Below are 24,949 nucleotides of genomic sequence, written 5' to 3' on the forward strand. Positions count from 1 at the left end.
TTATTTGGCTTCTATTTTAAAGGCGCGGGCTTGTGGATTTTTGGTTTCAGGACCAAACCAGACATCATAAATTTTGGCCGCCTGCCCGGTAGATTCCAGCTTCAAAAGTTCATCGTTGACGGCTTTTAACAACGCTGGTTCACCTTTTTTCACCCCCACCCCAATCTCTTCTTTGCTCAGCAGGTCCGGAAGAATTTTGAAATCTGCTTTATCCGGCGCACCGCCTAATAAACCGGCCAGAATCGTACTGTCCTGGGTGATGGCCTGAACATTGCCGTTGCGCAGTGCAGTTAACGCTAGCGGGATATCGTCATAGGCCAGTACGCGCGACTGCGGGAAGCGCTGATGCAGTGCCTGTTCACCAGTAGTGCCTTTTACCGCGCCGATGCGTGCTTTGCTGTATTGATCGAGCTTATCCGGAGATTTTGCTGGCACAAGAAACTGCTGGCCGGTAACAAAATAGGGGACGGAGAAATCTATTACCTGCGACCGCTCAGGCGTGATCGTGATATCCGCAACGATTAAATCGGCTTTACCAGATTGTAATAACGGAATTCGGTTTGCCGGATTGGTCGCCACCAGTTCCAGTTTTACACCAAGAGATTTGGCCAGCGCTTCGGCAAAATCGACGTCGTAGCCGACAATCTTATGCGTTTTGGCATCGATGGAGCCAAACGGCGGGTTCGCGTCAAATGTTGCGACTTTTACTACGCCTGCGGCTTTGATATCGGCCAGTTGGTCAGCCTGAGCCTGCGAGACGGTAAGTCCAGAGGCCAGCAGCACGCCGAATGCCAGCAGTGTTTTTTTAGCGCGGTAAGTTTTCGTAGCCATCATTGTATGAAATCCCTGTAGTTTTTGGTTTGTGCTTTTTACGCTCCCATAACTTACGGTTGGGACAAAATAAGAAAAAATTCTTATCTATATACAAAATGTTATTAGTGAAGGATGTGTTAATAGCGGGTAAAAATAATGCATGAGTGAAAGGTAAAATAGTGCGTAAGCCTGATAATAATTTGCATTTTGTTTATGTTTGAGGGCACGCTTGAATAAGATTGAGCTGTGCTAATGTCCAGAAGGTTTACTGGAATACCCTCCAGACCTGTACCATATGTCACAACAGGTTTGGATTGGGGATAAGCATGCTGCGTGATAATTTTAACGATCTCTATTATCTCATTATCGTTGCGCGCGAGCGTAGTTTTACCCGGGCAGCGGCAAAACTTGGGGTTTCGCAATCCGCGCTAAGCCATGCGATTCGCGGGCTTGAAGAACGGCTGGATGTACGGCTTCTCACCCGCACCACGCGCAGCGTTGCGCCGACCGAAGCCGGAGAACGGCTTATCAACAGTATCAGCCCGCGTTTTGATGACATTGAAACAGAGCTGCTGGCATTAACCGATGTCCGTCAGCGGGTGGCTGGTAACATACGGCTGACGCTGGGCGAACATGCATTGCAATCTACCGTCTGGCCCGCGCTGGAGCCGTTTTTGCAGACATACCCTGATGTGAATGTGGAAATAACCATCGACAATAGTCTGACGGATATTGTGACTGGCCGCTATGACGCGGGTATTCGGCTTGGCGAGCAGGTAGCAAAAGACATGGTCGCCGTCAGAATTGGCCCGGACTGGCGCATGGTAGTGGTGGGGGCACCGACGTATTTTGCTCGCCATGGCAAACCGCAAACCCCTCACGACCTGCAAAACCACAGCTGTATTAACATGCGTATGCCGACGCTGGGCGGATTATACGCCTGGGAGTTTGCTAAAGACGGACAAGATTTGCGCGTGCGGGTTGAAGGACAGCTTATTTTTAACAATCTACCCCCGCGAATTAGCGCAGCGATTGCCGGAAGAGGGCTGGCTTTTGTGCCGGAAGATACCGTCGAGCAGGCTGTTGCAGAGGGGGCGTTGGAAAAAGTTTTGGAGGACTGGTGTGAACCTTTTCCTGGCTATTATTTGTACTATCCCAGCCGAAAACAGCATACCGCTGCCTTTGCGCAACTGATTGAGGCCTTACGGTATACGGGCTGAAGTGGGGGGGGGGGAACAGGCAATAAAAAACCGGCATTGCGCCGGTTTGGAAATCAGATTTTGCAGGCGTCACCGCAATCATTATCAGCAATAATTTCTTGCGCTTTCTTGTCTGCATCTTCCAGACGTTCAGCGTTACGCTCTTGCGCTTCTTCCAGTCCATCAAAGACCAGATTATCGAGATCAATTTCCATCATTCACCTGCTCAGGTTCAGCGTTTAACATCACGTTATTATATTGCAAAAATGTTGCTTAACAGCAGCGATTCTTGCTACTTAGCATCGAACGCAATCCGCTGTGCGTATTTATCCGCCAAAGTGGCCCACGGTTCGCAATTGCTAAAGAATTGTTGGTTGTAAATACCGCAAAATTCTCGCTCTCTCTACCGTTTTATTCCCACTTTTTCATTAACGTGATGCGCGATCATTTTTAACAAATCTGCGACAAAATCACTATACATATAACTTAATATCTTTTATACATTAATTGTTCAACCCTGCGACTATTCCACAAAAGAGAAAGCTATATGGAACAGACACCTGATAAGAAAAACGATAATTTTCAAAAAGATGGCAAAGAACAGTTCAATAGATCGATCGGTTTAATTTCAAACTTTGCGTTGGGTTTTACCTACCTGTCGCCGCTTACCGCCGTCTACTCGCTGTTTGCGCTGGCCGTAACGCTGGCGGGGCCGCCTGCAGTATGGTGGATTTTAATCGTCGCATGTGGGCAACTTTTGGTGGCGCTGGTGTTTGGTGAGGTCGCTTCCCAGTATCCGATAACCGGCGGGCTTTACCCTTGGGCCAGAAGGTTGTGGGGCAAGAAATATGCGTGGATCGCCGCCTGGATCTACCTATGGGCACTGGTGGTCACCATTACGTCGATCGCGGAATATACATCAACGTTTGTTGAATCACTCTTCCATTATGGTCAGACTCCAGCCACGATGTTGGTGACTTCCGTTCTGCTGCTGCTGTTGATGATGGCGGTTAATATGTCCGGGACTAAAAATCTGGCCCGGGTGGCGAAAATTGGTTTCTGGTGTGAAATTGTTAGCGTGATCGCGCTGGGGATTTATCTGCTGATTTTCCACCGTTCGCAGCCGTTCTCTGTAATTTTTGACTCGATGGGTGTGCTGGCTCATGACGGCAGCTATTCCACCGCATTTATGTCTGCTGCTCTGATGGGACTGTTTATGTTCTTTGGCTTTGAGGCCTGCGGTAACGTTGCGGAAGAGGTGCAGAATCCCAGTAAAAAGATCCCAGTGGCGATGATTTTAAGCATCGTATTCGGCGCGATTTCCGCCATTATTTCTGTTATGGGTTATCTGCTGGCTTCACCGAATCTGGTCAGCATCGTGAATGGCAAAACGTCCGATCCGATCCCGGCAATCCTTAATGAAGCGCTGGGCGAAACCGGCGCGACTGTCTTTATCGTCGTCGCGATTATCGCCATGTTGTCGTGCATTTTGTCTCTCCAGGCTGCGTTAAGCCGTCTTATCTTTTCTTTCTCCCGCGACAGAATGCTGCCGGGAAGTGAATGGATGGCCAAAATCTCTAAAAATGGTGTTCCGGATAATGCCATGGTCGTCAGTTGCCTGTTGCCAGTGATCATCTGTGTTTGGGTTTATTTCCAGCCAGATAACCTGTCACGTATCACCGCGTTTGCTGTTATCGGGATTTACATCTCGTTCCAGATGGTTGTGCTTGCCGCGTTGCGTCAGCGCCTGAAAGGCTGGAAACCGGCGGGGGAGTGGACCATTGGCGGTTGGGGGGTAATCGTGAATGTGCTGGCGTTAGCTTACGGATTGTGCGGGATCTGGTTACTGGCGCAACCGGCAGACAGCAGCGACTTCATTGACCGTTGGACGGTCCTGTTCGGCCTGGCGATTGTCGTTGGCTCGGGACTTATTTATATGTTCCTGACCCGTCCGTTTGGTCGTTCAGCGGCGCCGGAAAACGACGCCATTGCGTACGCCAGTAAGCTCAATATGGGGCAGGATAACTAAATACTAAGGGCCTTCGGGCCCTTAGTTTTGATAGTGATAAAGGATAAAGTAGTCGCTCTGATACACTACGGTACTATTTGCAGGTGACAGCAATTCACCCACGCGAAAACGTGGCCAACTGGAGAAAATGATCCTGTTTTCCAGATTGGTCAGAATCACATAATCAGGATGAGCGCAGGAGAGCAGTTCGGCTTCTATCTGACTGACCAGCAAATCGACCGCGGCAACACCGAGAAACTGGTCGTTGTAGTAGACCGGGACGGCTGACGTTAGGGTATAGGAGATATTGCAAATATAGTCGACGTAGGGACCGTGGATATAGGCTTTGCCAGCCGGAGGAGAATGCTTAAACCACTCAAAGGTTCTGAAATCCAGTCGTTGTTGCGTGGCCTGATCCAAATCCAGATGCGCCTGGCTCAAACCATTATCTTTCTTATACCACCACTCCAGCAACCAGTACTCTTTTGTGTTTGCGGTGCTCTCAATATGGCTGGCGAATCCCGCCCCTGAACAGTAATGGTTGTCACTGAGCGTGCGCTTGATGTGCTGTTGAACGGTGGATCTTACTGATGGGTCGAGAACGACCTCGGCTGAGGCCTTTTGTACCCCTGAAATCGCCTCATGGATGCTCCTCGCTAGCGCAACGGTAGAATCTACGGTAGAAACAGTAATGTCATCAATTTTACGGATTAATGCGCTTAGGGATGTCGAAGAGCTCATTGTCTGTCCTGCCTTCACTGATTGTCAGTTCGAGTTATATTTCAGCTTTTTTTCAATAAGGTAGTAGGTAAACGTGTCGATGATCCGTGTGGCAAACTGTACTGACTCTGCCTCGTTGTGAGCAGCCAGTGCATCGGCCAGCGCTGAATAAAGCGCGATAATTTCCGCATGAATACTGTCTGTGCGATAAAGTATCGCCACAAGTGATGCCCATTCAGCCTGAACTTGCAGCTCCTGATTGGCCAGTCGCGCTGAATGCGAACTGGCAGCAATCGCCAGCAGACAACGCATATCGGCCTGGGTCATCAGCTCAGGTGAGTTTGCCTTTCTGAGTACCTCGACAAACTCGCGAAATTTGGCGATATCCGCACCGGTCATCCGTCGGGAAGCCAGCCTCGCGCTATGGCTAATAATGGCGCAATGCATTTCACCCAGATCAGACAGATAATCCGTACTGATCGCTTTGAACGGGTGTAGGGCGCTATTTTTGCCATCGATATTTTCGCAGACGAAGCTCCCGCCATTACGACCGCGAACCGTATGGATAAGATTATTAGCCCGAAGCGTGTTTAGCGCTTCTCTGATAGTGATATGTGAGACACCCATCATTTTTGCCAAATCAGTTTCGTTGGGAAGCTGTTCTTTTGGCTCCAGCAACCCCGTGATAATGGCATTTGAAAGGCGCTGGACTATCTGGTCTGAACGACTGACCTGCCCGATAGGCGCAAATATGACCGCGTGAGTAATCATAATCTTTTCTGTACTCAATTCCCTGAAACAACGACCATTTTTAACACATGCCCGTCGGGCAAGGAAGGTAAGAATGGCCGAGTTATTTTACATGCCTGGGCGCAACGTCACTGCACAAGCGGATGTGTGTCCCGATAACCTCATGATGAGCTGAGCATAACGCGTCAGCTGGCAATGAAAAGCCTTACCTTACAAATGTAAGAATTAAGTTAAAAATTCGAGGCTTATCATAGTGCCAATGTTGCGCATTTGAAAAAATTTTACAATATATATATTACATAAGATTCTTTATGTATTAATTGGCAGGAGACAAGCATGAAAACCCTGAAGCATTTTATTAATGGGCACTATGTAGCAGGCAGCAGCGAAAATAGCTTCGAACTGGTGAGTCCGGTTGACGGTGAAACATACGCAATTTCTCCCAACGCTAACGAGGCGGAGGTAGAGCAAGCCTACTCAGCAGCGGAGGCAGCGTTTAGCATCTGGAGAAAATCGACGCCAGCACAGCGGCAAAAGGCGTTATTACTGCTGGCCGATGAGATTGAACGCAATGTTGAGCGACTGGTAACCGCGCAAAGTCAGGAAACCGGTCAGCTTCGCCATTTTATTGAGAAAGAGGAGATTGCGGCATCCTGCGATGCCATCCGCTTTTTTGCCGGCGCGGCGCGTTGCCTTGAAGGGAAGGCGGGCGGAGAATATTCCGCCGGGTTTACCTCGACCATCCGTCGTGAACCGTTGGGTATCGTTGGGCAAGTGACGCCGTGGAACTACCCGTTCATGATGGCAGTGTGGAAGATTGCACCAGCGCTGGCGGCAGGCAACACGGTCGTGTTAAAGCCAAGCGACACCACGCCAGTTAGTACGCTGCTGTTGGCTGAACTGGCCGCACCGTTGTTCCCGAGAGGGGCGTTTAACGTTGTGCTGGGCAAAGCCAGCACCGGTTCGCTGGTGGTTTCAAATCCGAAGGCTTCACTGGTTTCGATTACCGGTTCGGTCCGCGCGGGCTTGCAGGTTGCGGCATCAGCAGCGGCGAATCTGACTAAAGCACATCTGGAATTGGGCGGGAAAGCGCCTGCAGTCGTGTTCGCCGATGCGGATATGGACAAGGCGATTGCGACAATCACTACGGCAGGCTTTTTCAATGCCGGGCAGGATTGCACAGCGGCTACGCGGATCCTGGTAGAGCAATCCATCTATGCTGAGTTTCTGGAAAAACTGATCCAGAAAACAAAAAGTATCAAATTTGGGCCGCCAGAAGATCAGAATGCGCTGTACGGCGCATTGAATAGCCGGAATCAACTGGAGCAGGTGAAAGGTTTTATTGAGCGTTTACCGGCACATGCAAAAATTGAAACCGGTGGGCGCGCCGGGCCAGGTCCGGGCTTCTATTTTGAGCCGACGATTGTCTCCGGATTGCATCAAAATGATGAAGCTATTCAGCATGAAGTATTTGGTCCGGTAATGACCATTCAGTCGTTTTCTACTGACGAAGAGGCACTACACAAAGCGAATGATGTGGAGTATGGTCTTGCCGCCAGCGTCTGGACCCGTAACCATGGTCGCGCGCAGCGCTTCAGCATTGACCTCGATTTTGGCACGGTGTGGATTAACAATCACATTCCTCTGTGCGCCGAAATGCCGCACGGCGGGTTCAAAAAATCGGGTTATGGCAAAGATCTCTCATCCTATTCGCTCGAAGAATACACTCGGGTGAAACATATCATGTGTGACATTTCTGAATAGAGAGGATTACGATGAAAACAGTAAAAATTGCGGTTCTTTCATTAGTGATGCTCTCTGGCTATAGCCTTGCAGAAAGTACATCGCTGAATACCGTAAAAGAATATATGGCGGCGTGGAATGCGCATGATGCTTCAAGAGCCGCTCAATATCTTGCGGATGATGCTGTTTATTATGATGCCGCCGCGGGCGAACCGATAAACGGCAGAGAAAAAGCGGAAAAAGAGGTTATCGGCGCTTTTATTAAGGCGGTGCCAGATCTGAACTGGAAAATGGTTGGAAAACCCGTCTACGACGAAGACACCGTGGCCTTTCGTTGGGAATTTTCAGGCAAAAATAGTGGTGAATGGGCAGGGAGTCCGCCGACAAATAATCCGATCAAATTTGAAGGCGTAAGCTATATTCATGTTAAAGCAGGAAAAATCACCTGGCAGGGTGATTATTATGATTCTAAAAAACTGGATGAAGAGTTAAAGCCAGTGAAGTAGTCGGTTGTACCCCTTTATAAATAAGAAGGGGGTATTTCTCTTATTTGTGTCGTATTAAAGGCAGTGTGTAGCAATAAGGAAAAAAGTTAATGGCAATTACCAGACGTGATTTTCTCAACGGCGTCGCGGTGACTATTGCGGCGGGACTTACCCCGCTGGAGTGGGTCAGGGCGACAGGAAAGGGAAACGCATTTATAGATGGAAATTATTATCCTCCTGCGCTGACAGGGCTGCGGGGTAATCATCCTGGATCATTTGAAATGGCGCATGCGCTAGGCCGCGAGCAGAAGCATTTTGATTTAAACGCTCTGCCCGTTGAGGAAGAATACGATCTAGTGATTGTTGGGGGCGGGATTAGCGGGTTAGCTGCCGGTTGTTTTTGGCGTCAAGTTGCCGGGCAAAATAGCCGGGTCCTGATCCTCGATAACCATGACGATTTTGGCGGACACGCCAAACGTAATGAATTTACCAGCTCGGGCAAGAAATTACTCGGTTATGGCGGCAGCGAAGCATTCCAGTCACCCGCGCATAATTTCAGCCCTGAAGTACAAAAACTAATGGAAACCGTGGGCGTCAGCGTCACGCGGTTAAAAGAGAGTTTTGACGTAAACTTCTACCCCGACTGGCAGCTCAGTCGCGGGGTTTTTTTCGACAAGAAGAATTTTGGCGTAACAAAAATCGTCAGCGGCGATCCGGGCCGCGCGGTATCTGATGATATTCCGCCGGACAGGCTCAATGGCCGTAAAATTGAAGACTTTATCAATGATTTTCCGCTAGGTGAGAACGACAGAAAAGCGCTGATCGACCTGCATGTGCGCCCTGGCGATTACCTTCCGGGGATGACGGTTGATGAGAAAATGGAATGGCTGGATACCCACAGCTACAGTGAATTTTTAGCAACAAAAGTGGGTTTGAGCAAAATGGCGCTGCTCTATTTTCAGCAGCGTTCCAATGACTTCTTTGCCATCGGCATTGAAGGCATCTCCTGCAGCGATGCCAGGGCGTGCGCCTTACCCGGCATGGAAGGGATGGGGTTACCGCCGTTGGACGGAGAGTCGCTGGCCGACCTCGAAGAGCCGTATGTTTACCATTTCCCGGACGGTAACGCCGGTCTGGCCCGACTGTTAGTCAGGTATATGCTGCCGGATGCGCTACCGGGTAACACGATGGAAGACTCTGTTCTCGCCAGATTACATTATGAAAAGCTGGATCTACCAGAAAACACCACGCGCCTGCGCCTGAACAGCACAGTGATTAATGCGGCCAACGTGCAGGATGGCGTTGTGGTGACCTACCTGCGTGACGGTAAAATGCACCGTGTGCGCGGTAAGAACACCATCATGGCAGGCTATAACATGATGATCCCGTATCTGGTGCCTGAGATGCCGGAACAGCAGCAGGCGGATCTCAAACTGAACGTCAAGGCTCCGCTGGTGTACACCAACGTGGTGGTAAAAAACTGGCAGGCGTTCAAACAGCTTGGCGTACATGAATTTTATTCTCCAGCGGCACCTTACAGCCGGGTTAAGCTCGACTATCCGGTCAGTATTGGTGGGTATCAGCATCCGGCCTCCCCGGATGATCCGATGGTCATTCACATGGTCTATGTGCCGACCTACCCGGGCAGTAACCTATCGGCCAGAGAGCAGTTCCGCCTGGGACGAGCCTATTTGCTGGGGACCACTTTTGCGGCGCATGAGGAGATGATTCGCTCCCAGTTGCAGGAGATGTTTGGCTCAACAGGCTTTGATAATCAACGCGATATCTCCGCCATTACCGTTAACCGCTGGGCGCATGGCTATGCGTACTACGCCAATTCACTGTTCGATGATATGGATAAAATGCCAGAAATTATCGAGCGGGCGCGTCAGCCAGTCGGTCGCATTGCCATCGCTAACTCAGATTCTGACTGGAGTGCTTATGCCCACACAGCAATCGATCAGGCATGGCGTGCGGTTAATGAACTCAAGGATATGGGGTGATCTATGCGTAACGTAACCATTCTCGCCGCCTGTTTATTTACCGCTTCGGTAAGCGCTGCTGAATCTAACGGTGAATACATCGCGCGAATTTCAGACTGCGTCGCCTGTCATACCGCTGAAGGTGGTGCGGCGATGGCGGGGGGCAAAAAGTTTCCTACTCCGGTGGGGGATATTTATTCGACCAACATTACCCCGGACAAGGCACAGGGTATTGGTAATTACTCATACGAGGATTTTGAAAAGGCGGTACGCCAGGGAATTGCCAAAGACGGTCACCCGCTCTATCCGGCCATGCCTTATCCCTCTTATGCAAAACTTTCTGACGAGGATGTTCAGGCGCTGTATCGCTATTTTATGTATGATGTCACACCGTCTGCGCAACCCAATAAAGAGAATGCCATTCCGTGGCTACTCTCCGCCCGCTGGCCACTGCATATCTGGAACTGGCTGTTTACCGACGCGCCAGCGACGACAGTAGATAGCGCGAAACCAGATGAAAACGCAGCCCTGATAAAACGGGGCGCTTATCTGGTGGAAGGTCCCGGGCACTGCGGTTCTTGCCATACACCGAGAGGCATGGCGATGAATGAAAAAGCCTATACTCATGCAGATGCCGAGTACCTGAGCGGAGCGATGATTGACGGCTGGTATGCACCTTCGCTGCGGGGCAGCGGAATGTCTGAGCAGGCGTTAAAATCGCTGTTGCTGACCGGTAAGAGCAAGCATGCTGCGGTTTCAGGTTCGATGGCTGAAGTCGTCACGCAGAGTACACAGTATCTGACCGACGAAGATGCCACGGCGATCGCCCAATATCTGCTGAGTCTGAAAAGCGCGAAGCCTGAAACGGTGCGTGCTGCTGCGACTACAGCATCCTGGTCGAATTCACCTGAGGCGGGAAAAGTGACCTATAACCGTTACTGTTCAACTTGTCACGGTCTGGAAGGGAAAGGTACGGATGATAACGCACCTTCTTTGGTCAACAATCCGCTGGTCATGGTTGATGACCCGACGCCGCTGTTCAGAGTGATTGCCCACGGCGCAGAAACACCGACAACGCGTGGCAGCGTCTCCTTCAAGATGCCCGCTTACGGAGGCATGTTAAGTGACAACGAAATGCGCGACGTGATTAATTACGTGCGTAAGACCTGGGGTGAAGGGAATGGCGAAGTAAGCCATGAAGATCTGGCTGGGATTAAAAAAGCATCACATTAAACAGTATGCCGGATAAGGTGCTTGCACCACCATCCGGCAGTGCTTACACGGTGTTTACCCTGATAATATCCGCGAGTCGGGTAAACGCCGCCGACATTTCATGCTCTTCAATACTTGCAAACCCCAGCAACAGGCCGCTGCGTTTCTCTTCATTCACGTAATAGCGTGATAACGGGCGCACCAACAACCCTTGCGCATTCGCTTGTTGGGCAATGACCGCGTCATCGCTCCCTGCGGGTAACTGTAAGATCATATGCAGCCCGGCGTTGCTGCTGAAGGAACCAAGATAATGTTCACCAAGCTGGCGGCTGATAAGCTCTACCAGCATCTGGCGACGACGACTGTATAGTTGGCGCATTTTCCGAATGTGCGCTGCGTAATAACCCTCGCGAATAAACTCCGCCAGCGCGGCCTGAATCAACAGATGTCCACCACGATAGAGGTCGTTATGAACCTTTTTCAGCGGAGCGGCTAACGATTTAGGTAGCACGACATACCCGAGTCGCAGTGCGGGATAGAGTGTTTTACTGAATGTCCCGATGTAGATGACCGGTGTCTCTTCTTCCAGCCCCTGCAAAGAGGGGATCGGCTGGCCGGAAAAGCGGAACTCACTGTCGTAATCATCTTCCACTATCCAACTTCGCGTTTCACGTGCGCGAAAGATAAGTTGCCGGCGGCGACTGAGGCTCATCACCGAACCGAGAGGGTATTGATGTGACGGTGTCACAAAAATAAGTTTTGGCGGTGTTTCGCCTGCATCCGGCGGGACCATACCTTGTTCATCAACAGGAATAGCCGAAAAATTTACCGCATTGATACGCAGAATATTTTTGATTCCCCAGTAGCCCGGCTCCTCAATCCAGGCGTGATCGCCCGGGTTGCATAACGTTCGGGTCACCAGATCCAGCGCCTGGTGAATACCTTCGGTAATCAGAATTTGCTCCGGCGAACACCGCACGCCGCGAGCGGTGCGCAGATAGTCCGCCAGCGCTTCTTTCAGCTCATTCACACCGCCTGCGGCATCGTAAGTGAGAAACTCCGGGCGCAATCGTCTTGCCAGCCTGTCCTGAATTTTTTTGAGCACCCGGTGTGGGAAATGCTCTACATCAGGTACGCCTGGAATAAACGCGCCCCACTGACGGGGACTGGCGCTGGCATTACCTAACAGCTCAAGGCAGCGGGCAGATAAGCGGGTGTGATCCTCCAGAGCCGCAGCAACAGGTTCTTTATTGGGACGCAGGTTGAGATTGTCCAGCACGCTGTCAGTGACAAATGTGCCGCTACTGGTACGCGCAGAAATATAACCTTCGGCCTGCAACTGCTCGTAAACCCGCAGGACGGTATTGCGCGATAGCATCAGCTCTCCTGCCAGGTCACGCGACGGAGGCATTCGGGTAGCCGGTTTCAGGCTACCTTCGAGGATGCAACTACAAATGGCGGCATACAGGCGGCGATGTAGTTTTTCGTCAGTCTGCTGACTAAATGCCTGCTTGATCACATCTCCGGCAAGTGAACGCATTTGGATCCTTAAAATAAAACGATTTGGCTCTCGATTAAAGTACCAGACGGCGTCTAAATTTAAAGGGTAATTCAACCGAAATGTATTAATGGACAAGGTGTAGAGAATGAACAATAAAAACCTGCAACAACGTCGTCTGGATGCCACCCCGCGTGGCGTGGGTGTGATGTGTGATTTTTATGCCCAGTCGGCAGAAAACAGCACGATTACCGATATCGAAGGCAATCAGTACATTGATTTTGCCGCCGGGATTGCCGTGCTGAACACCGGACACCGCCATCCTCGCCTGGTGCAGGCAGTCGAAGCGCAACTTCAGGCTTTTACCCATACGGCTTATCAGATTGTCCCGTACGAAAGCTATGTGTCTTTGGCTGAGAAAATCAACGCCGTCGCGCCAATCGATGGCAAGCGTAAAACCACATTCTTCACCACCGGGGCTGAAGCGGTAGAAAACGCGGTGAAAATTGCACGCGCACATACCGGGCGTCCTGGCGTTATCGCATTTGGCGGTGGTTTTCATGGTCGTACTTACATGACGATGGCGTTAACCGGCAAGGTGGCACCCTATAAAAAAGGTTTCGGTCCGTTCCCTGGCTCTGTTTACCATGCTCCGTATCCTTCTGAATTGCAGGGTATTTCCACGGCGGACTCCCTAAAAGCGATTGAGCGTCTGTTTAAAGCCGATATCGATCCAACCCAGGTTGCGGCGATTATCTTCGAACCCGTCCAGGGCGAAGGGGGCTTCGTGGTGGCACCGCCGGAATTTGTGGCCGCCATCCGCCGTATTTGCGACGAGCATGGCATTGTGATGATCGCCGATGAAGTACAAAGCGGGTTTGCCCGTACGGGCCAGCTGTTTGCGATGGATCATTACGCCGATAAAGCGGACCTGATGACTATGGCGAAAAGCCTCGCGGGCGGCATGCCGCTGTCTGGCGTCGTGGGCAAAGCCGAAATCATGGATGCACCTGCGCCTGGTGGTCTGGGTGGAACTTACGCCGGGAACCCGCTGTCGATCGCGGCGGCCCATGCAGTACTGGACATTATCCATGATGAACAGCTGTGCCAGCGTGCGGCGGCCCTCGGCGAACAGCTGCGCGCCGCTCTGACAGATGCGCAAGCAGGGTGTCCTGAACTGGCCGAAGTGCGTGGTTTAGGTTCTATGATTGCTGCTGAATTCTGTGATGCAGCGACAGGGGAACCCAACGCTTCCGCCGCACAACGCGTGCAGAAGAAAGCCCTTGAGCAAGGACTGCTGTTGCTGACCTGCGGTCAGTATGGCAACGTTATTCGTTTCCTTTACCCGCTGACGATTCCGCAGGATCAGTTCGCCAAAGCGCTTCAGATCATCAAAGCGGCGACGAAATAGTCCCGTATACCGCAGAAAAGACATAAAGCCGACGGTTGTCATCACCGTCGGCTTTATTATTGCCGGCATAAATTGATCTTCCTCGTGTGTAGTGCGGTATTTATCGCGAATGGGTTGCCAGTTATTGCGTTATATAATTTAATGCATATCGTTTTTACTCCTCTATTCAGATGGTATCCCATGTTAACTTTCCGCTCTTTTGTGCTGGTATGCGCCAGCATGTTGTTTGCGTTTTCTGCTCAGGCCGACCGTACGATCACCGATCAGCTTGGTCGTCAGGTCACGATCCCTGACCATGTGGACAAAGTCGTCGTGCTGCAACACCAGACGTTGAATATTCTGGTCCAGCTCAATGCCCAGCAGGACATTGTTGGCGTTATGTCGAGCTGGAAAAAACAGCTCGGGCCTGAATTTGCGCGCTTTATGCCGACGATTACTACATTGCCGATGCCGGGCGATCTCACCAGCGTGAACATCGAAAGCCTGCTGGCAATTCATCCACAGGTGGTGTTTGTCGCCAACTATGCGCCCGCGGAGATGATCCAGCAGATTCAGAACGCCGGTATTCCGGTCGTGGCTATCTCATTGCGCAAAGATGCCGGCGGGCAACAGAATAAAATGAACCCGACTATGGCCGATGAAGAGCAGGTCTACAACGAAGGGTTGAAGCAGGGTATTCGCCTGATTGCGGATGTCGTGGGGCGTAAACCGCAGGCTGAAACGTTAATCGACTACGTTTTTGCGGCACGAGCAAAATTCAATGCGCCGGTCGCAAACATCCCGGATGCGCAAAAAGTCCGTATTTATATGGCTAACCCCGACCTGATGACTTACGGCTCCGGGAAGTACACAGGACTGATGATGCAGCACGCGGGGGGATTAAACGTGGCGGCTGCCAGTGTGAAAGGGGCCCGTCAGGTTGCGCTGGAGCAGGTATTAGCGTGGAACCCGCAGGTGATTTTTGTCCAGGATCGCTATCCGCAGGTGGTAACTCAGATCCAAAACGATCCGAACTGGCAGGGGATTGATGCGGTGAAAAATCATCGTGTCTGGTTGATGCCTGAATACGCCAAAGCCTGGGGCTATCCGATGCCGGAGGCGTTGGCGATCGGTGAACTGTGGATGGCCAAAAAACTGTATCCGGATGCCTATAAAGATGTGGACGTTGATGCGCAGGCGCAAGATTACTATCAGCGTTTTTATCGTGTGAACTGGCAGTCTGATGCAGCTAAGTAACCGTTTTTTGCCCCAGCAACCGCTCTTAATCGTTGTGGTCCTGTTGCTGGGCGTCAGTTCGCTATGCCTCGGACAGTATCCGCTGTCGTTAAGCGAGGTGTTTTACCACCTGACGCACTATAGCGACGTTGGGGGAATAGCCAGCCAGGTGATCTGGACGGTCAGATTACCGCGTATTCTGATGGCACTGCTGGCGGGGGGCGCGCTGGGGTTATGCGGGGCGACGTTGCAAGGAGTATTTCATAATCCGCTGGTCGACCCGCATATTATCGGTGTGACGTCGGGGGCGGCCTTTGGAGGAACGCTGGCCATCCTGCTCGGTCTTTCACCCTTGCTGATGATGGGGTCAACGTTTTTCTTCGGTCTGACGGCATTGATCCTGGTGTATGTCATTGCTGCGTTACAGGGGCTGGAGAATACGCTGGTGTTGATCCTGTCAGGTATCATTTTGAGCGGCTTTTTTGCCGCGCTGGTGAGCCTGATCCAATATCAGGCTGATACCGAAGAGACGTTACCTAATATTGTGTTCTGGCTGCTGGGCAGCTTCGCGACGGCCAACTGGAATAAAGTACTGCTATTGGCGGTTCCGGTCGGTATCGCCGCGACGGTTTTGTTCCAGCTACGCTGGCGGATAAACCTGTTATCGCTCAATGACAAAGATGCCAGAGCACTGGGTGTGGCGGTAGTTCCTCTGCGACGCAGCGTTTTGGTGTGCTGCGCATTTTTGGTCGCCGCTCAGGTGGCGGTCAGCGGCAGTATTGCCTGGGTTGGGTTGGTTATTCCGCATCTGGCGCGTTTGCTGGTGGGCGTTGATCATCGTCGTCTACTGCCGTGTGCCTTCTGGTTGGGGGGCGGTTTTATGATTGTCGTGGATGATATTGCCCGCACCCTGATGCACGCGGAGATACCGCTGGGGATCATCACCGCATTGTTCGGTGCGCCGTTGTTTGCTTTCTTGCTCATTCGTACCAGCCGTCGGGAGAAATCATGATACCTGCCGCACTGCGCGTAAATCAGCTTTCTTATGGGTATCGCGCGCCGCTATTTGAGCCGCTAACGTTCTGTTGCCAGAAAGGTGATATCTGGGCCGTGCTTGGACGTAACGGTCTGGGTAAAAGTACGCTGCTTGATACGCTAACCGGCACGCTGCCTGCTTTAGGCGGGAGTATTGAAAATAACGGTGGGATAGGAATTGTGGCACAGCATAGCCATCTACCGTTTCCTTATACGGTCAGCGATGTGGTGCTGATGGGGCGAGCACAGCACGTGAAGCTTTTTGCGCAACCCAGCCAGCAGGATCAACAAAGAGCAATGCAGGCATTAGAGCAGTTGAGTATTGCGCATCTTGCCTCCAGCTCATTTGGCTCACTTTCTGGCGGGCAGCAACAGTTAGTGATGATTGCCCGGGCTCTGGTGACTGAGTGTCAAACGTTGTTACTTGATGAACCGTGTTCCGCGCTGGATCTCGCCAATCAGCAGGTGGTGCTCCAGCTCATCAGCGATTTGGCCCATCAACAGGGATGCAGCATTCTCTTTTCGACCCACGATCCGCTTCATGCGTTGCAGGTTGCTTCCCATACTTTGCTGCTACTCCCTGAAGGTAAATGGCGGGCAGGGCCAACGAACAGCATTGTGACCGAAGAGAATCTGTTTCTGGCCTATGGCTTACCGCTGCGAAAACTTAGCGTGGAGAATCACCCTACGCCGTTTATCGCACCGTTGTTTTCTATTCGGCGTTAAGCGGTAAGAATCCTGCGGCGGTAAGGAACGCCTGACCGCTGCGGGAAAGTATGAATTCAACCAGCGCCATGACTTCTTTGGAGGCTTCAAGCACCGCCAGTTGGTATTCGCAGCAAATATTGTGCTCATCCGGAATAGCCACGTAATGTACGTCGGTCATCGCGTGCAGCGCGTGTGCGTAATGCGCGTAACCGATAAACAGATCGGCCAGCCCCTGGCGCAGGATCCAGGCGCTCGCCAGTTCTCCTTGCGGGATTTTTATCGTATCACGGCCACCAACCAGTGGGATAGCGCGCGCCCGAAGTTGCCGCCCGAGTCCTGGTTCCAGTACATCCATATTGTCGAAAAATGCCCAGGTATAGTCTCCGGAAGGGTCGCAGCCGGGCGTTGATGTCCCTGGTCGCAGCGTTGGGTCGCGGAGTAAATCCAGCCAGGTTCCGATTCGGTTGCTGACAAGGCTCAGTTTGTTCCAGCAAAAGGTGTGCGTTGAGACGGCTTTATTACGTACCAGCAGGTTTTGCGGATGTTCCCGGTTGGCGGAGGCAAAGAGCGCACACGGTTCACCCGTTTCAATACGCTCGCGCAGTAAACCGGCCGGACCATATTCAATCTTGACGTCTATTCCACTCATGCGCGTGAACTGGCTTATCAGCGGGGTAAATGCTGGGCGTAAACTGCCCGCGGCGAACAGGAGAATGGAAGAGGGCATGGTATCCGGGCTCTGACGAAAGACATTATACGAAGAAGATGAATGATACGCGTTGAGCATGGAATTTAGAATGATTTAACGCATTGCTATTGTAGCAACGTAGGAAATGATAAAACCTAAGATAAAACGATAGCTTTGAGGGGAAATAGCACCAAATCGAAGAGATGATTTGGTGCGTCCGAGTGGACTCGAACCACCGACCCCCACCATGTCAAGGTGGTGCTCTAACCAACTGAGCTACGGACGCAAGATGGTGCGTTCAATTGGACTCGAACCAACGACCCCCACCATGTCAAGGTGGTGCTCTAACCAACTGAGCTATGAACGCAACGTTGTAGGTGACAACGGGGACGAATATTAGCGGCACAGACCGAATGAGGCAAGAGGGAAATGGCATTTTTCTTCCTGATCTCACGCGATTGCAGAGTAATTAAGCAAGTTGACTATATTTTGTTGATTTTGCAGCGTGTTTTTTATTCAGGCTGTGCGCTGGGGGCATAATGGGGGCATTTGGGTCGGCATCCTGCTGTTCAGCATGCTTACCTGATCCGCATTCATTTCGCTGATCCACTTCGAATCGTGGTGTGTTAAACAACAGAGAGCAGGTCGCTCCCTGTTGTTTCCGAAACACTCATGTTAAATGCTACTGAAGAGCTTTAAACAACGTCTCAATGTGAATATCAACCGTATCCAGTGCTTTAACAGGTAACTCTGTACCCACGAACAAAAGGGGAAGCTCTGTGCATCCCAGGATGATGGCCTCAATGCCTTCATCCTGACACATCCGTTCAATTACAGCGGTAAACTTGTCTCGCGTCTGTGGCTTTATAATGCCTCTTTCGAGTTCATCGTGGATTTTATCTGCGATGTAATCAATCTCATCACCATGCGGGATGACCACCTGAATGCCAGCTTCAGTGAAAGGCCGTTTGAAGAAGTCAGCCTCCATTGTAAATCTTGTCCCTACCAGCCCGACTTTCTTCAGGCCCTGAGTCTGAACTTCTGCACAAGTGGACTCTATAATGCTGACGAGCGGAACTGTGGTACACGACTGGAGTTCATTGAAGACGATATGTGGTGTGTTACCAGTCAAGGCGACGACTTCAGCCCCTGCGGCCACCAGATTCCCGACAGCCTTTGCCAGGTACTTCGTCAGCGCTTCATAATCTTCCCTTCCACACATAGACAGGACGTCATATACGTTGATACTTTCAATAGTTAGAGACGGAAAGAATGTATCGCCAATTCTTTTGTTAGCTTCATAAACAAATTTGCGATAGTAGAGCAATGTTGATTCAGGTCCGGTACCGCCGATTAATCCAAGTTTCTTCATTTTACCCTCAAAAGCTCCCGTATTAATCAACCGTGACAATCTTGCCAGGAACAACAAGTGGTTGAGGCTAACTGGGGCTGGTAGCTATTTAAATGGAGTAAATAAATTAAAAAACATGTAGATTCATTTCAATTGAATAAAATAGAATCTAATTTTCAATTATGGTGAATTTATGGATATAACCGACTTCCGAACCATCATAGCACTGGTAGAAACAGGTACCATTACTGCAGCAGCAAATGTGCTTTGCCGAGTCCCCTCAGCAATCACCACTCGAGTTCAGAACCTGGAGAGCCAGCTTGGTACCACACTGTTTGTAAAATCTGGTCGTCGGTTTCTTCCGACAAATGAAGGCCAGATGCTTTATGACAATGCACTGAAGATTATCGAGCTGGTTACTTTAGCAGAACAGCAGATGGTGAAGCCGGTCCCTGGTGGTCGGTTCAGATTGGGCGCTCTCGACAGTATGGCTGCAACAAGGTTGCCAGAGCCGCTGGCGCGCCTCTACCAGCAACATCAATCAGTGTCGGTGGAGCTGGTTACCGGGATAAGCCGCACATTGCTCGATGCAGTGCTTAGTCACGAACTTGATGCAGCCTTCATTGCTGACGCACCGGCTGATGACAGACTGGAACGCATGGCTGTTTACAAAGAAGAACTGGTTATTATCGCCGCAGCAAATTTCCCGCCGATACGTGCTGCTGCCGATTTGACTCACACAACGTTGCTGGTATTCAGTGACGGCTGCTCCTATCGCGACCGGCTAACAACCTGGTTCAGAGAGGCAGGGATCAGACCTTACAGGCTTGCAGAAATGTCTTCCTACCATGCCATTCTGGGCGGCGTCAGTGCAGGAATGGGGGCGGGCGTGATACCAACACCAATCCTCGATACGTTTCCGACACGGGAACTCATCACAATCCATCCCTTTGAAAGTGAAAACAGCCAAATAACAACGGAACTGATATGGCGTAAGGGAGGGCTCACAGCTAATACATGTGCCCTGATTGATATCTTGTCCTCAAACATTGGAATTGCCTGACAACTGCAACTAGTTTGGGATTATGACGGACTGACGGTATCTGCAATGTTGAAATCCCATACTGAATGAAATGATACTACTAACTTTTTCCATCCTGCCATACGCTAATGCCCGGCTTTAATCCGCACCCCGTTTGTTAAGCTAAAGCTATCAACATCCGCTTATGGCACAATGCGGACAAGCTGACTGAGCTGAAGGTCCGCTGAGAGCGAGGTGCGGACATTGAAAAGATTAAGGCAAAAAATCGCGCGGTGTTGAGCCCAGAATGAACCGAAAAGCGGCTGTAAATGATGCGGGGCATGAGAAACCCAGCTGGTAAGCAACCTGTTTGATTGGGATACCATTCGCGAGAAGATCTAACGAAGCACAAATTCTGGCTCTCTGCTTCCACGTTCTATAACTGAAGCCAGTATCCTTAATGAACAATCGAGAAAATGTACGTTCAGACATGGCTGCTATAAAAGCAAGCTCGCTCAACGATGCTTCCCAGCGCTGATTAACCAGCAACTCTCTGGCCGCACTGAATAACCGCTCATCATGCGGCATTGGAAGCTCCGTAGTTAAAGGTGGAGCCTCGCTGAGGATTTCCAGAAGCAACAGAGCCATTTTCCGTTGACTCGGTCTGTGGTAATCCTCACTGAAAAGCCCTGCTATCAGCTCTTTCACCAATGCCGTAGCAGTAATGACATGCACCTGGTTACTCTTCGTAAAGTTTGTACATTCAGCGATAAGGCTGCTACTGAAATAAACAGCCCGTAGGTCTGTTTGTGAAAGCAGGTTGTAACTATGGATGTGAAGAGGCGGTAGCCATAATGCACGCTGAGGAGGGATAACCCAGCGGTCACCCTCTGTTTCAACCAGCATCACCCCTCTGGATGCAAATAGTAACTGTCCCTCAACATGATGATGGGGAGGGTCTGCCTCTCCACGTTGATAGCTTATCGCTGTGCTTGACCAGCCTGTTTCTTCATCATGTCTTGGCGCTTTATCTATACTACCTGGCATTTCAGATTTAGCTCCTGCAATTATCATATCGAAGTTGGAACCACCCGGAGTATAGCCCTACTGGATGGGTGAGCTATTCCTAATTCTGATTTTCATAGTTATTACAGGAGCATATCCTAATGCGAGTACACTTTATCGTACATGAAAGTTTTGAAGCACCAGGGGCTTATGAGACCTGGGCAACAAATCGAGGTCATGATGTGACTTACTCACGTGTTTATGCAGGCGATGAGCTGCCAGCAGGCACCGAAGACATCGATTTCCTGATCGTTATGGGCGGTCCGCAAGATCCAGTCACTACTCTGGAAGAATGCCCGCACTTTAATTCCAAAGGTGAACAAGCGTTAATTGCTTCTGCGGTTCAAACAGGTAAAGCCGTGATCGGTATTTGCCTCGGCTCACAGCTAATCGGTGAAGCGCTGGACGCGCCGTTCGCTCACAGCCCTGAAAAAGAAATTGGTAAGTTCCCGATTACACTGACTGAAGATGGCTGCAAGGATGAAATGTTCTCTCACTTTACGAAAATACTTGAAGTGGGTCACTGGCATAACGACATGCCAGGTCTGACCCCGGAAGCAAAAATTATCGCTTTTAGCGAAGGCTGTCCGCGCCAGATCGTTTCTTATTCAGACCGCGTCTTTGGTTTCCAGTGCCACATGGAGCTAACCCTGGAAGTTGTTGAACTGCTAATCGCTCATTCTGAAAAAGACCTGAGCTGTGCTGCAAAATACCGTTTTGTTAACACTCCTGAACAACTCCGGACGCACGATTATAGCGAAATGAACCAAGTACTTTTTGGCTTCCTGGATAAGTTGGAAGCACATTACAAATCAGTTCAAAAATAATCTAATGCCCGGTGTGTGTACTTGCCACCGAGCATTAGTCTCAACTTCCGCTCCTGGCACGAAGCAGACCGCATGAGGCACCGTTAGGTCAGCTTTGAGCGAGGAACGGACATAAATTGAAATACAGTAAGCCTCCAATTGAGCCACCATTAGCGATCATCTCAAGATGGCGTGTACGCAGGCTACGCTTAAACGTCTGTTGGTGGGGCGCTGATAACCGAAACGGGTTGCCAGCGCAAACCGGAGATGAACAGAAAAAGAGTCGTGTCTGGATCGTTAATCAGAGTGCCATCATCATTTCATGCCAGGCCATCCCGCCGTGGTCTGATTCTGATGGTTTGATGTACTGGTAACCAAAATGGGCGTAGAGATCGACGTGGCGATCTTTGCACATCAGGTGAATGGTTTTTTTGTTCATTGCTTTCATATGTGCCACGAACTCATGCATCAGTAACGACGAGTATCCTTTGCCCTGGTAATCCGGGTGAACCACGACAGACATAATCACTGTATTGGGGGCGTCCGGATCGTGTCCTACCAGTTCTTTAAACTCTTCGTCAGACATAACGACTTCCCACGCGCATCCGGCGTTAATGAAACCAATAACTTCGCCATCTAACTCCATGCACAGGAAACCTTCTGGATAGCGGTTAATGCGGGTGGCAATTTTATCGCGCGTCGCGGCTTCATCTCCTTCGTAAGATGTGATTTCAATATCATAGCAGCGGTCAACATCGCCAGTAGTAGCCAGTCGGAATGCAGGTGTAGACATAGTTGTGCCTCTTCAGAATCATTTTGTTAGAAACATACTACGTTGTTTTAATCCTGCTTTCGCTGCATTTTATTCAACGCTAAAATGTAAAACATGCATTTATTGCCGTTTGAAGTCATTCCCTGGAAAAAGAATCATGATGTCGACGTTGCGTAAGATCGATTTGAATTTATTACTTATATTCGACTCTCTTTATCGGCTTGGGAGTGTCACAGAGGCGGCCAACGAACTGGCGCTTAGCCCCTCTGCAATGAGTCATGCGCTCAACCGGTTACGCGCCTCATTGGACGATCCCTTGTTCGTCCGCACAGGCGGAAGCATGGTGCCCACTTCAAGGGCTGAGAGTATTGCGGCTAATATCTCCGCTGCACTGGGTAGTCTCTCGTTCTGCCTGCATAAGCCTGAACTCTTTGAGCCGGAAAAGAGCCGGGAGACTTATACCTTTGCCGCTACGGACTATACTGCGGCTGTGATCCTGCCAGGCCTGATTGCGAGAGTTAACAGCCTCGCCCCGGGCATTGCCATTAAGCTTATCTACTCACGCGATTTTAACGCCGATGAAGATCTGCTTTCGGGCAAAGTTGATTTTGCCCTTGGCTTCGAGGAGGAGCAGAAGAGCCTGCGACGCGGTATTGAATCTATCACCTGCTTTGCTGATGATTATGTGGTTGCTGTGCGACGCGGTCATCCTGATATCCATGATTCCCTTACCCAAGAGGGTTATTTAAGTGCTGGACATGTAGTCGTGCGTCCATGGTTGGAATCACGTGGGGTTATCGATCGTTATCTCGAAAGCCAGCAGGTACGCCGCCGAATCGTTGTTGAACTGCCAAGCCTGATGATTGCCCCGATAATTGTTTCAAATACCGATCTGGTTATCACGCTTCCCAGGCGGGGCATCTCATCGATTTTTGATATGAAAAATCTGGTGGTGTTTGCTCCCCCGTTCCCGACACCACAGTATATTTTGAAGGCCTATTACTGCCCAGCGCTCAGTAACTCACCAGGGCACTTATGGATGAGGGAGCAAATTTTACAAATATGCGGTCCGCAAGATGCAGTTATTCCTGTAAAGAGAGTTAACCCAGTCCCTGGCGTAGATTGTTAATCAGATCATCTGTATTGAACCTGGCAGGCTTTTAGGTGAATACCTGTCACCGTTAAGCTGCGAGCTTTCATAATGCTTCCAACGCCGTTGGCGGGTATCAGGAGTAGCGGTAGTTAGACAACGAAATTGCCACCGTCCGCTTCTGGCACGCAGTGGACAGGCTGCGTTGCCATCAGGTCTGCTGCGAGCGAGGAGTAGACGTTGAAGGCTATAAGAAGACTAATGAATTTGTGGCGATTCAGTCCTCATCCGCACAATGTGGGCAGCCCGTATACCTCATTGTCTCGCCCATTGCTTCACAGGGAGTTCCACAAATTTCACAAGTATCATAGCCTGTATGGATCTCAAGACATCGTGTGCACAGGAAGTTCTCACCAAACACGCAGACCGTTTCATGGCCATCGCAGTGAGCGCAATTTGCTAGGCCATCGGAATACATCATTTCCTCCACATGACGAAAATTCTCCTCATCAAGCAAGTTATACCTTGAGAGCTCTGCGTTACAGGTGCGGCAGGTGAAGGTATCGTCATCATCTTGTTCCACCGGCAGAACTTGGTCTGTATCGCACTCAGGACAGGTAAACTTCACATGGCGCTCTGTGTGAAAACAGACGCGACAGGTTTGCTCATAAACGGTGGGACCGTTCTTCCCGACGGCGAGAATTTCCATGATGGCTGCAGGCTTGTGGCAAATGGTGCAGGGATGAATTTCAGAGCCCTCAATAGCAAGTTGTTCCAGCTCAGGCTGGATATGTTTCAGACGGGTTTCAGCATAAAACTCGTTGCCTCGCAGGAGTTGTGTTTCACCTAATGCTAATGCCCAGTTGTGTGGTGAAGCAAAATGCTGTTGCCAGTCTTCACGCATTAGTCGGTTCAGTGCAAACCATGCCCGAGCCTGTTCCGCCAGAATGGTCTCCACCTCAGAATCACTAAAAGCCGTATGAAAGAAATGAACTACACGGTTTCGGTGATTGCGAATGGTATTGAACACAGCTTCGGTTTCTTTAGGTAGAGGCTTTTCAAGGATATCCCTCAACCGGGTACAGACATCATCAAAGGACACCGACTGAAAATCACCGGCAAGATAGCTTTTACGTGATACTTTTTTACCGCTGCAGACCAGCGTCCAGTGTTCGCTGGCAAGGGGTACCTTGAGCAAAATTTCTACAGCTGTCCAGAAACTAACTACCGAGTGTTTGTACTGTTTGGCCTCGAACTCTTCACGTGCCTTGTCCAGAAAATCCATGCCATTCTTAATGAGAGCCGCCACATCAGCTGCGAGGGGGGCAGGTAATTTCGTTCGTGTATGCATCCTGTTCTCCGTTATCACGGGGGGCC

23 protein-coding genes and 2 tRNA genes are annotated in these 24,949 nt (G+C 50.5%); 13 read left to right on the plus strand and 12 right to left on the minus strand.

The window, feature by feature from the left end:
- Entirely contained in the window at window positions 1-834 is an 834-nt protein-coding gene (locus OGV89_RS22355) for an ABC transporter substrate-binding protein (protein WP_003029319.1), read from the minus strand.
- A 305-nt stretch (window positions 835-1,139) separates the two neighbouring features.
- Here OGV89_RS22355 and OGV89_RS22360 point away from each other — a divergent pair, with 305 nt between their 5' ends.
- Window positions 1,140-2,033: a LysR family transcriptional regulator gene (locus OGV89_RS22360; RefSeq protein WP_121540010.1), complete on the plus strand. Its 894-nt coding sequence runs from the start codon at window positions 1,140-1,142 to the stop codon at window positions 2,031-2,033.
- 53 nt (window positions 2,034-2,086) lie between these two features.
- On the opposite strand, the gene OGV89_RS22365 is transcribed toward OGV89_RS22360, so the two are convergent.
- The gene (locus OGV89_RS22365; protein WP_003832695.1) at window positions 2,087-2,227 is read right to left on the minus strand and encodes a hypothetical protein; all 141 of its coding nucleotides are present in this window, start codon (window positions 2,225-2,227) and stop codon (window positions 2,087-2,089) included.
- Window positions 2,228-2,559: 332 nt separating this feature from the next.
- Here OGV89_RS22365 and OGV89_RS22370 point away from each other — a divergent pair, with 332 nt between their 5' ends.
- Window positions 2,560-4,041 (plus strand): APC family permease, encoded by a 1,482-nt coding sequence (locus OGV89_RS22370; protein ID WP_003029313.1) that lies wholly within the window; start codon window positions 2,560-2,562, stop codon window positions 4,039-4,041.
- Between the two features lie 21 nt (window positions 4,042-4,062).
- On the opposite strand, the gene OGV89_RS22375 is transcribed toward OGV89_RS22370, so the two are convergent.
- Window positions 4,063-4,761 (minus strand): cache domain-containing protein, encoded by a 699-nt coding sequence (locus OGV89_RS22375; protein WP_003029308.1) that lies wholly within the window; start codon window positions 4,759-4,761, stop codon window positions 4,063-4,065.
- 24 nt (window positions 4,762-4,785) lie between these two features.
- Complete coding sequence (locus tag OGV89_RS22380) at window positions 4,786-5,511, minus strand: FadR/GntR family transcriptional regulator (RefSeq protein ID WP_003029304.1); 726 nt, start codon at window positions 5,509-5,511, stop codon at window positions 4,786-4,788.
- Window positions 5,512-5,826: 315 nt separating this feature from the next.
- Between OGV89_RS22380 and OGV89_RS22385 the strand changes: the two genes are divergently transcribed.
- From OGV89_RS22385 to OGV89_RS22400, 4 genes are all read left to right on the plus strand, one after another.
- Window positions 5,827-7,254, plus strand: coding sequence for a gamma-aminobutyraldehyde dehydrogenase (locus OGV89_RS22385; RefSeq protein WP_171858267.1), 1,428 nt, complete (start codon window positions 5,827-5,829; stop codon window positions 7,252-7,254).
- 11 nt (window positions 7,255-7,265) lie between these two features.
- Complete coding sequence (locus OGV89_RS22390; protein ID WP_053069592.1) at window positions 7,266-7,739, plus strand: ester cyclase; 474 nt, start codon at window positions 7,266-7,268, stop codon at window positions 7,737-7,739.
- A gap of 89 nt (window positions 7,740-7,828) precedes the next feature.
- Entirely contained in the window at window positions 7,829-9,721 is a 1,893-nt protein-coding gene (locus tag OGV89_RS22395; protein ID WP_003843507.1) for an NAD(P)-binding protein, read from the plus strand.
- A 3-nt stretch (window positions 9,722-9,724) separates the two neighbouring features.
- The gene (locus OGV89_RS22400) at window positions 9,725-10,933 is read left to right on the plus strand and encodes a c-type cytochrome (RefSeq protein ID WP_200003367.1); all 1,209 of its coding nucleotides are present in this window, start codon (window positions 9,725-9,727) and stop codon (window positions 10,931-10,933) included.
- 43 nt (window positions 10,934-10,976) lie between these two features.
- Here OGV89_RS22400 and pdxR read toward each other — a convergent pair whose 3' ends face one another.
- Entirely contained in the window at window positions 10,977-12,452 is a 1,476-nt protein-coding gene (gene pdxR / locus OGV89_RS22405) for a MocR-like pyridoxine biosynthesis transcription factor PdxR (protein ID WP_200003368.1), read from the minus strand.
- Window positions 12,453-12,558: 106 nt separating this feature from the next.
- Between pdxR and puuE the strand changes: the two genes are divergently transcribed.
- The 4 genes from puuE (at window position 12,559) to OGV89_RS22425 (ending at window position 16,797) form a co-directional block, all read left to right on the plus strand.
- Window positions 12,559-13,821 carry a 4-aminobutyrate transaminase gene (puuE, locus tag OGV89_RS22410; protein ID WP_003843512.1) on the plus strand — a complete coding sequence of 421 codons (1,263 nt, stop codon included), beginning with the start codon at window positions 12,559-12,561 and terminating at the stop codon, window positions 13,819-13,821.
- Window positions 13,822-14,001: 180 nt separating this feature from the next.
- Complete coding sequence (locus OGV89_RS22415; protein WP_286559334.1) at window positions 14,002-15,057, plus strand: ABC transporter substrate-binding protein; 1,056 nt, start codon at window positions 14,002-14,004, stop codon at window positions 15,055-15,057.
- A complete protein-coding gene (locus OGV89_RS22420) occupies window positions 15,044-16,048 on the plus strand; it encodes a FecCD family ABC transporter permease (protein ID WP_049002809.1) in 1,005 nt (334 codons plus the stop codon). The genes OGV89_RS22415 and OGV89_RS22420 overlap by 14 nt, the downstream gene beginning before the upstream one ends.
- Window positions 16,045-16,797, plus strand: a complete 753-nt coding sequence (locus OGV89_RS22425) for an ABC transporter ATP-binding protein (RefSeq protein ID WP_061550045.1) — start codon at window positions 16,045-16,047, stop codon at window positions 16,795-16,797. Before OGV89_RS22420 ends, OGV89_RS22425 begins: the two co-directional genes overlap by 4 nt.
- Here the strand turns inward: OGV89_RS22425 and OGV89_RS22430 are convergent.
- The 4 genes from OGV89_RS22430 to OGV89_RS22445 form a co-directional block, all read right to left on the minus strand.
- Window positions 16,784-17,506 carry a substrate-binding domain-containing protein gene (locus tag OGV89_RS22430; RefSeq protein WP_106107325.1) on the minus strand — a complete coding sequence of 241 codons (723 nt, stop codon included), beginning with the start codon at window positions 17,504-17,506 and terminating at the stop codon, window positions 16,784-16,786. The two genes, OGV89_RS22425 and OGV89_RS22430, sit on opposite strands and share 14 nt — an antisense overlap.
- A gap of 170 nt (window positions 17,507-17,676) precedes the next feature.
- A tRNA-Val gene (locus OGV89_RS22435) sits at window positions 17,677-17,753 on the minus strand.
- A gap of 4 nt (window positions 17,754-17,757) precedes the next feature.
- Window positions 17,758-17,834 (minus strand) — tRNA-Val (locus OGV89_RS22440).
- Window positions 17,835-18,149: 315 nt separating this feature from the next.
- The gene (locus tag OGV89_RS22445) at window positions 18,150-18,839 is read right to left on the minus strand and encodes an aspartate/glutamate racemase family protein (RefSeq protein ID WP_106107326.1); all 690 of its coding nucleotides are present in this window, start codon (window positions 18,837-18,839) and stop codon (window positions 18,150-18,152) included.
- A 172-nt stretch (window positions 18,840-19,011) separates the two neighbouring features.
- Here OGV89_RS22445 and OGV89_RS22450 point away from each other — a divergent pair, with 172 nt between their 5' ends.
- Window positions 19,012-19,881, plus strand: a complete 870-nt coding sequence (locus tag OGV89_RS22450) for a LysR family transcriptional regulator (protein WP_106107327.1) — start codon at window positions 19,012-19,014, stop codon at window positions 19,879-19,881.
- Between the two features lie 231 nt (window positions 19,882-20,112).
- Here OGV89_RS22450 and OGV89_RS22455 read toward each other — a convergent pair whose 3' ends face one another.
- A complete protein-coding gene (locus OGV89_RS22455; protein WP_106924312.1) occupies window positions 20,113-20,886 on the minus strand; it encodes an AraC family transcriptional regulator in 774 nt (257 codons plus the stop codon).
- Window positions 20,887-21,005: 119 nt separating this feature from the next.
- Between OGV89_RS22455 and OGV89_RS22460 the strand changes: the two genes are divergently transcribed.
- The gene (locus tag OGV89_RS22460) at window positions 21,006-21,731 is read left to right on the plus strand and encodes a type 1 glutamine amidotransferase (protein WP_106924311.1); all 726 of its coding nucleotides are present in this window, start codon (window positions 21,006-21,008) and stop codon (window positions 21,729-21,731) included.
- Between the two features lie 280 nt (window positions 21,732-22,011).
- On the opposite strand, the gene OGV89_RS22465 is transcribed toward OGV89_RS22460, so the two are convergent.
- On the minus strand, window positions 22,012-22,503 hold the full coding sequence (locus OGV89_RS22465; RefSeq protein ID WP_200003369.1) for a GNAT family N-acetyltransferase: 492 nt from the start codon (window positions 22,501-22,503) through the stop codon (window positions 22,012-22,014).
- A 136-nt stretch (window positions 22,504-22,639) separates the two neighbouring features.
- Here OGV89_RS22465 and OGV89_RS22470 point away from each other — a divergent pair, with 136 nt between their 5' ends.
- Window positions 22,640-23,611: a LysR family transcriptional regulator gene (locus OGV89_RS22470; RefSeq protein WP_200003370.1), complete on the plus strand. Its 972-nt coding sequence runs from the start codon at window positions 22,640-22,642 to the stop codon at window positions 23,609-23,611.
- A 238-nt stretch (window positions 23,612-23,849) separates the two neighbouring features.
- On the opposite strand, the gene OGV89_RS22475 is transcribed toward OGV89_RS22470, so the two are convergent.
- Complete coding sequence (locus OGV89_RS22475; RefSeq protein WP_200003371.1) at window positions 23,850-24,923, minus strand: HsdR; 1,074 nt, start codon at window positions 24,921-24,923, stop codon at window positions 23,850-23,852.
- Between the last annotated feature and the right edge of the window lie 26 nt (window positions 24,924-24,949).

This window comes from Citrobacter sp. Cf125, assembly GCF_030333935.1.
Lineage (GTDB): Bacteria > Pseudomonadota > Gammaproteobacteria > Enterobacterales > Enterobacteriaceae > Citrobacter > Citrobacter freundii.

Excerpts from the sequence above, each read along its gene's own strand:
- OGV89_RS22355 (WP_003029319.1), bottom strand. The coding sequence starts at position 834 with ATGATGGCTACGAAAACTTACCGCGCTAAAAAAACACTGCTGGCATTC.
- OGV89_RS22360 (WP_121540010.1), top strand. The coding sequence starts at position 1,140 with ATGCTGCGTGATAATTTTAACGATCTCTATTATCTCATTATCGTTGCG.
- OGV89_RS22365 (WP_003832695.1), bottom strand. The coding sequence starts at position 2,227 with ATGGAAATTGATCTCGATAATCTGGTCTTTGATGGACTGGAAGAAGCG.
- OGV89_RS22370 (WP_003029313.1), top strand. The coding sequence starts at position 2,560 with ATGGAACAGACACCTGATAAGAAAAACGATAATTTTCAAAAAGATGGC.
- OGV89_RS22375 (WP_003029308.1), bottom strand. The coding sequence starts at position 4,761 with ATGAGCTCTTCGACATCCCTAAGCGCATTAATCCGTAAAATTGATGAC.
- OGV89_RS22380 (WP_003029304.1), bottom strand. The coding sequence starts at position 5,511 with ATGATTACTCACGCGGTCATATTTGCGCCTATCGGGCAGGTCAGTCGT.
- OGV89_RS22385 (WP_171858267.1), top strand. The coding sequence starts at position 5,827 with ATGAAAACCCTGAAGCATTTTATTAATGGGCACTATGTAGCAGGCAGC.
- OGV89_RS22390 (WP_053069592.1), top strand. The coding sequence starts at position 7,266 with ATGAAAACAGTAAAAATTGCGGTTCTTTCATTAGTGATGCTCTCTGGC.
- OGV89_RS22395 (WP_003843507.1), top strand. The coding sequence starts at position 7,829 with ATGGCAATTACCAGACGTGATTTTCTCAACGGCGTCGCGGTGACTATT.
- OGV89_RS22400 (WP_200003367.1), top strand. The coding sequence starts at position 9,725 with ATGCGTAACGTAACCATTCTCGCCGCCTGTTTATTTACCGCTTCGGTA.
- pdxR (WP_200003368.1), bottom strand. The coding sequence starts at position 12,452 with ATGCGTTCACTTGCCGGAGATGTGATCAAGCAGGCATTTAGTCAGCAG.
- puuE (WP_003843512.1), top strand. The coding sequence starts at position 12,559 with ATGAACAATAAAAACCTGCAACAACGTCGTCTGGATGCCACCCCGCGT.
- OGV89_RS22415 (WP_286559334.1), top strand. The coding sequence starts at position 14,002 with ATGTTAACTTTCCGCTCTTTTGTGCTGGTATGCGCCAGCATGTTGTTT.
- OGV89_RS22420 (WP_049002809.1), top strand. The coding sequence starts at position 15,044 with ATGCAGCTAAGTAACCGTTTTTTGCCCCAGCAACCGCTCTTAATCGTT.
- OGV89_RS22425 (WP_061550045.1), top strand. The coding sequence starts at position 16,045 with ATGATACCTGCCGCACTGCGCGTAAATCAGCTTTCTTATGGGTATCGC.
- OGV89_RS22430 (WP_106107325.1), bottom strand. The coding sequence starts at position 17,506 with ATGCCCTCTTCCATTCTCCTGTTCGCCGCGGGCAGTTTACGCCCAGCA.
- OGV89_RS22445 (WP_106107326.1), bottom strand. The coding sequence starts at position 18,839 with ATGAAGAAACTTGGATTAATCGGCGGTACCGGACCTGAATCAACATTG.
- OGV89_RS22450 (WP_106107327.1), top strand. The coding sequence starts at position 19,012 with ATGGATATAACCGACTTCCGAACCATCATAGCACTGGTAGAAACAGGT.
- OGV89_RS22455 (WP_106924312.1), bottom strand. The coding sequence starts at position 20,886 with ATGCCAGGTAGTATAGATAAAGCGCCAAGACATGATGAAGAAACAGGC.
- OGV89_RS22460 (WP_106924311.1), top strand. The coding sequence starts at position 21,006 with ATGCGAGTACACTTTATCGTACATGAAAGTTTTGAAGCACCAGGGGCT.
- OGV89_RS22465 (WP_200003369.1), bottom strand. The coding sequence starts at position 22,503 with ATGTCTACACCTGCATTCCGACTGGCTACTACTGGCGATGTTGACCGC.
- OGV89_RS22470 (WP_200003370.1), top strand. The coding sequence starts at position 22,640 with ATGATGTCGACGTTGCGTAAGATCGATTTGAATTTATTACTTATATTC.
- OGV89_RS22475 (WP_200003371.1), bottom strand. The coding sequence starts at position 24,923 with ATGCATACACGAACGAAATTACCTGCCCCCCTCGCAGCTGATGTGGCG.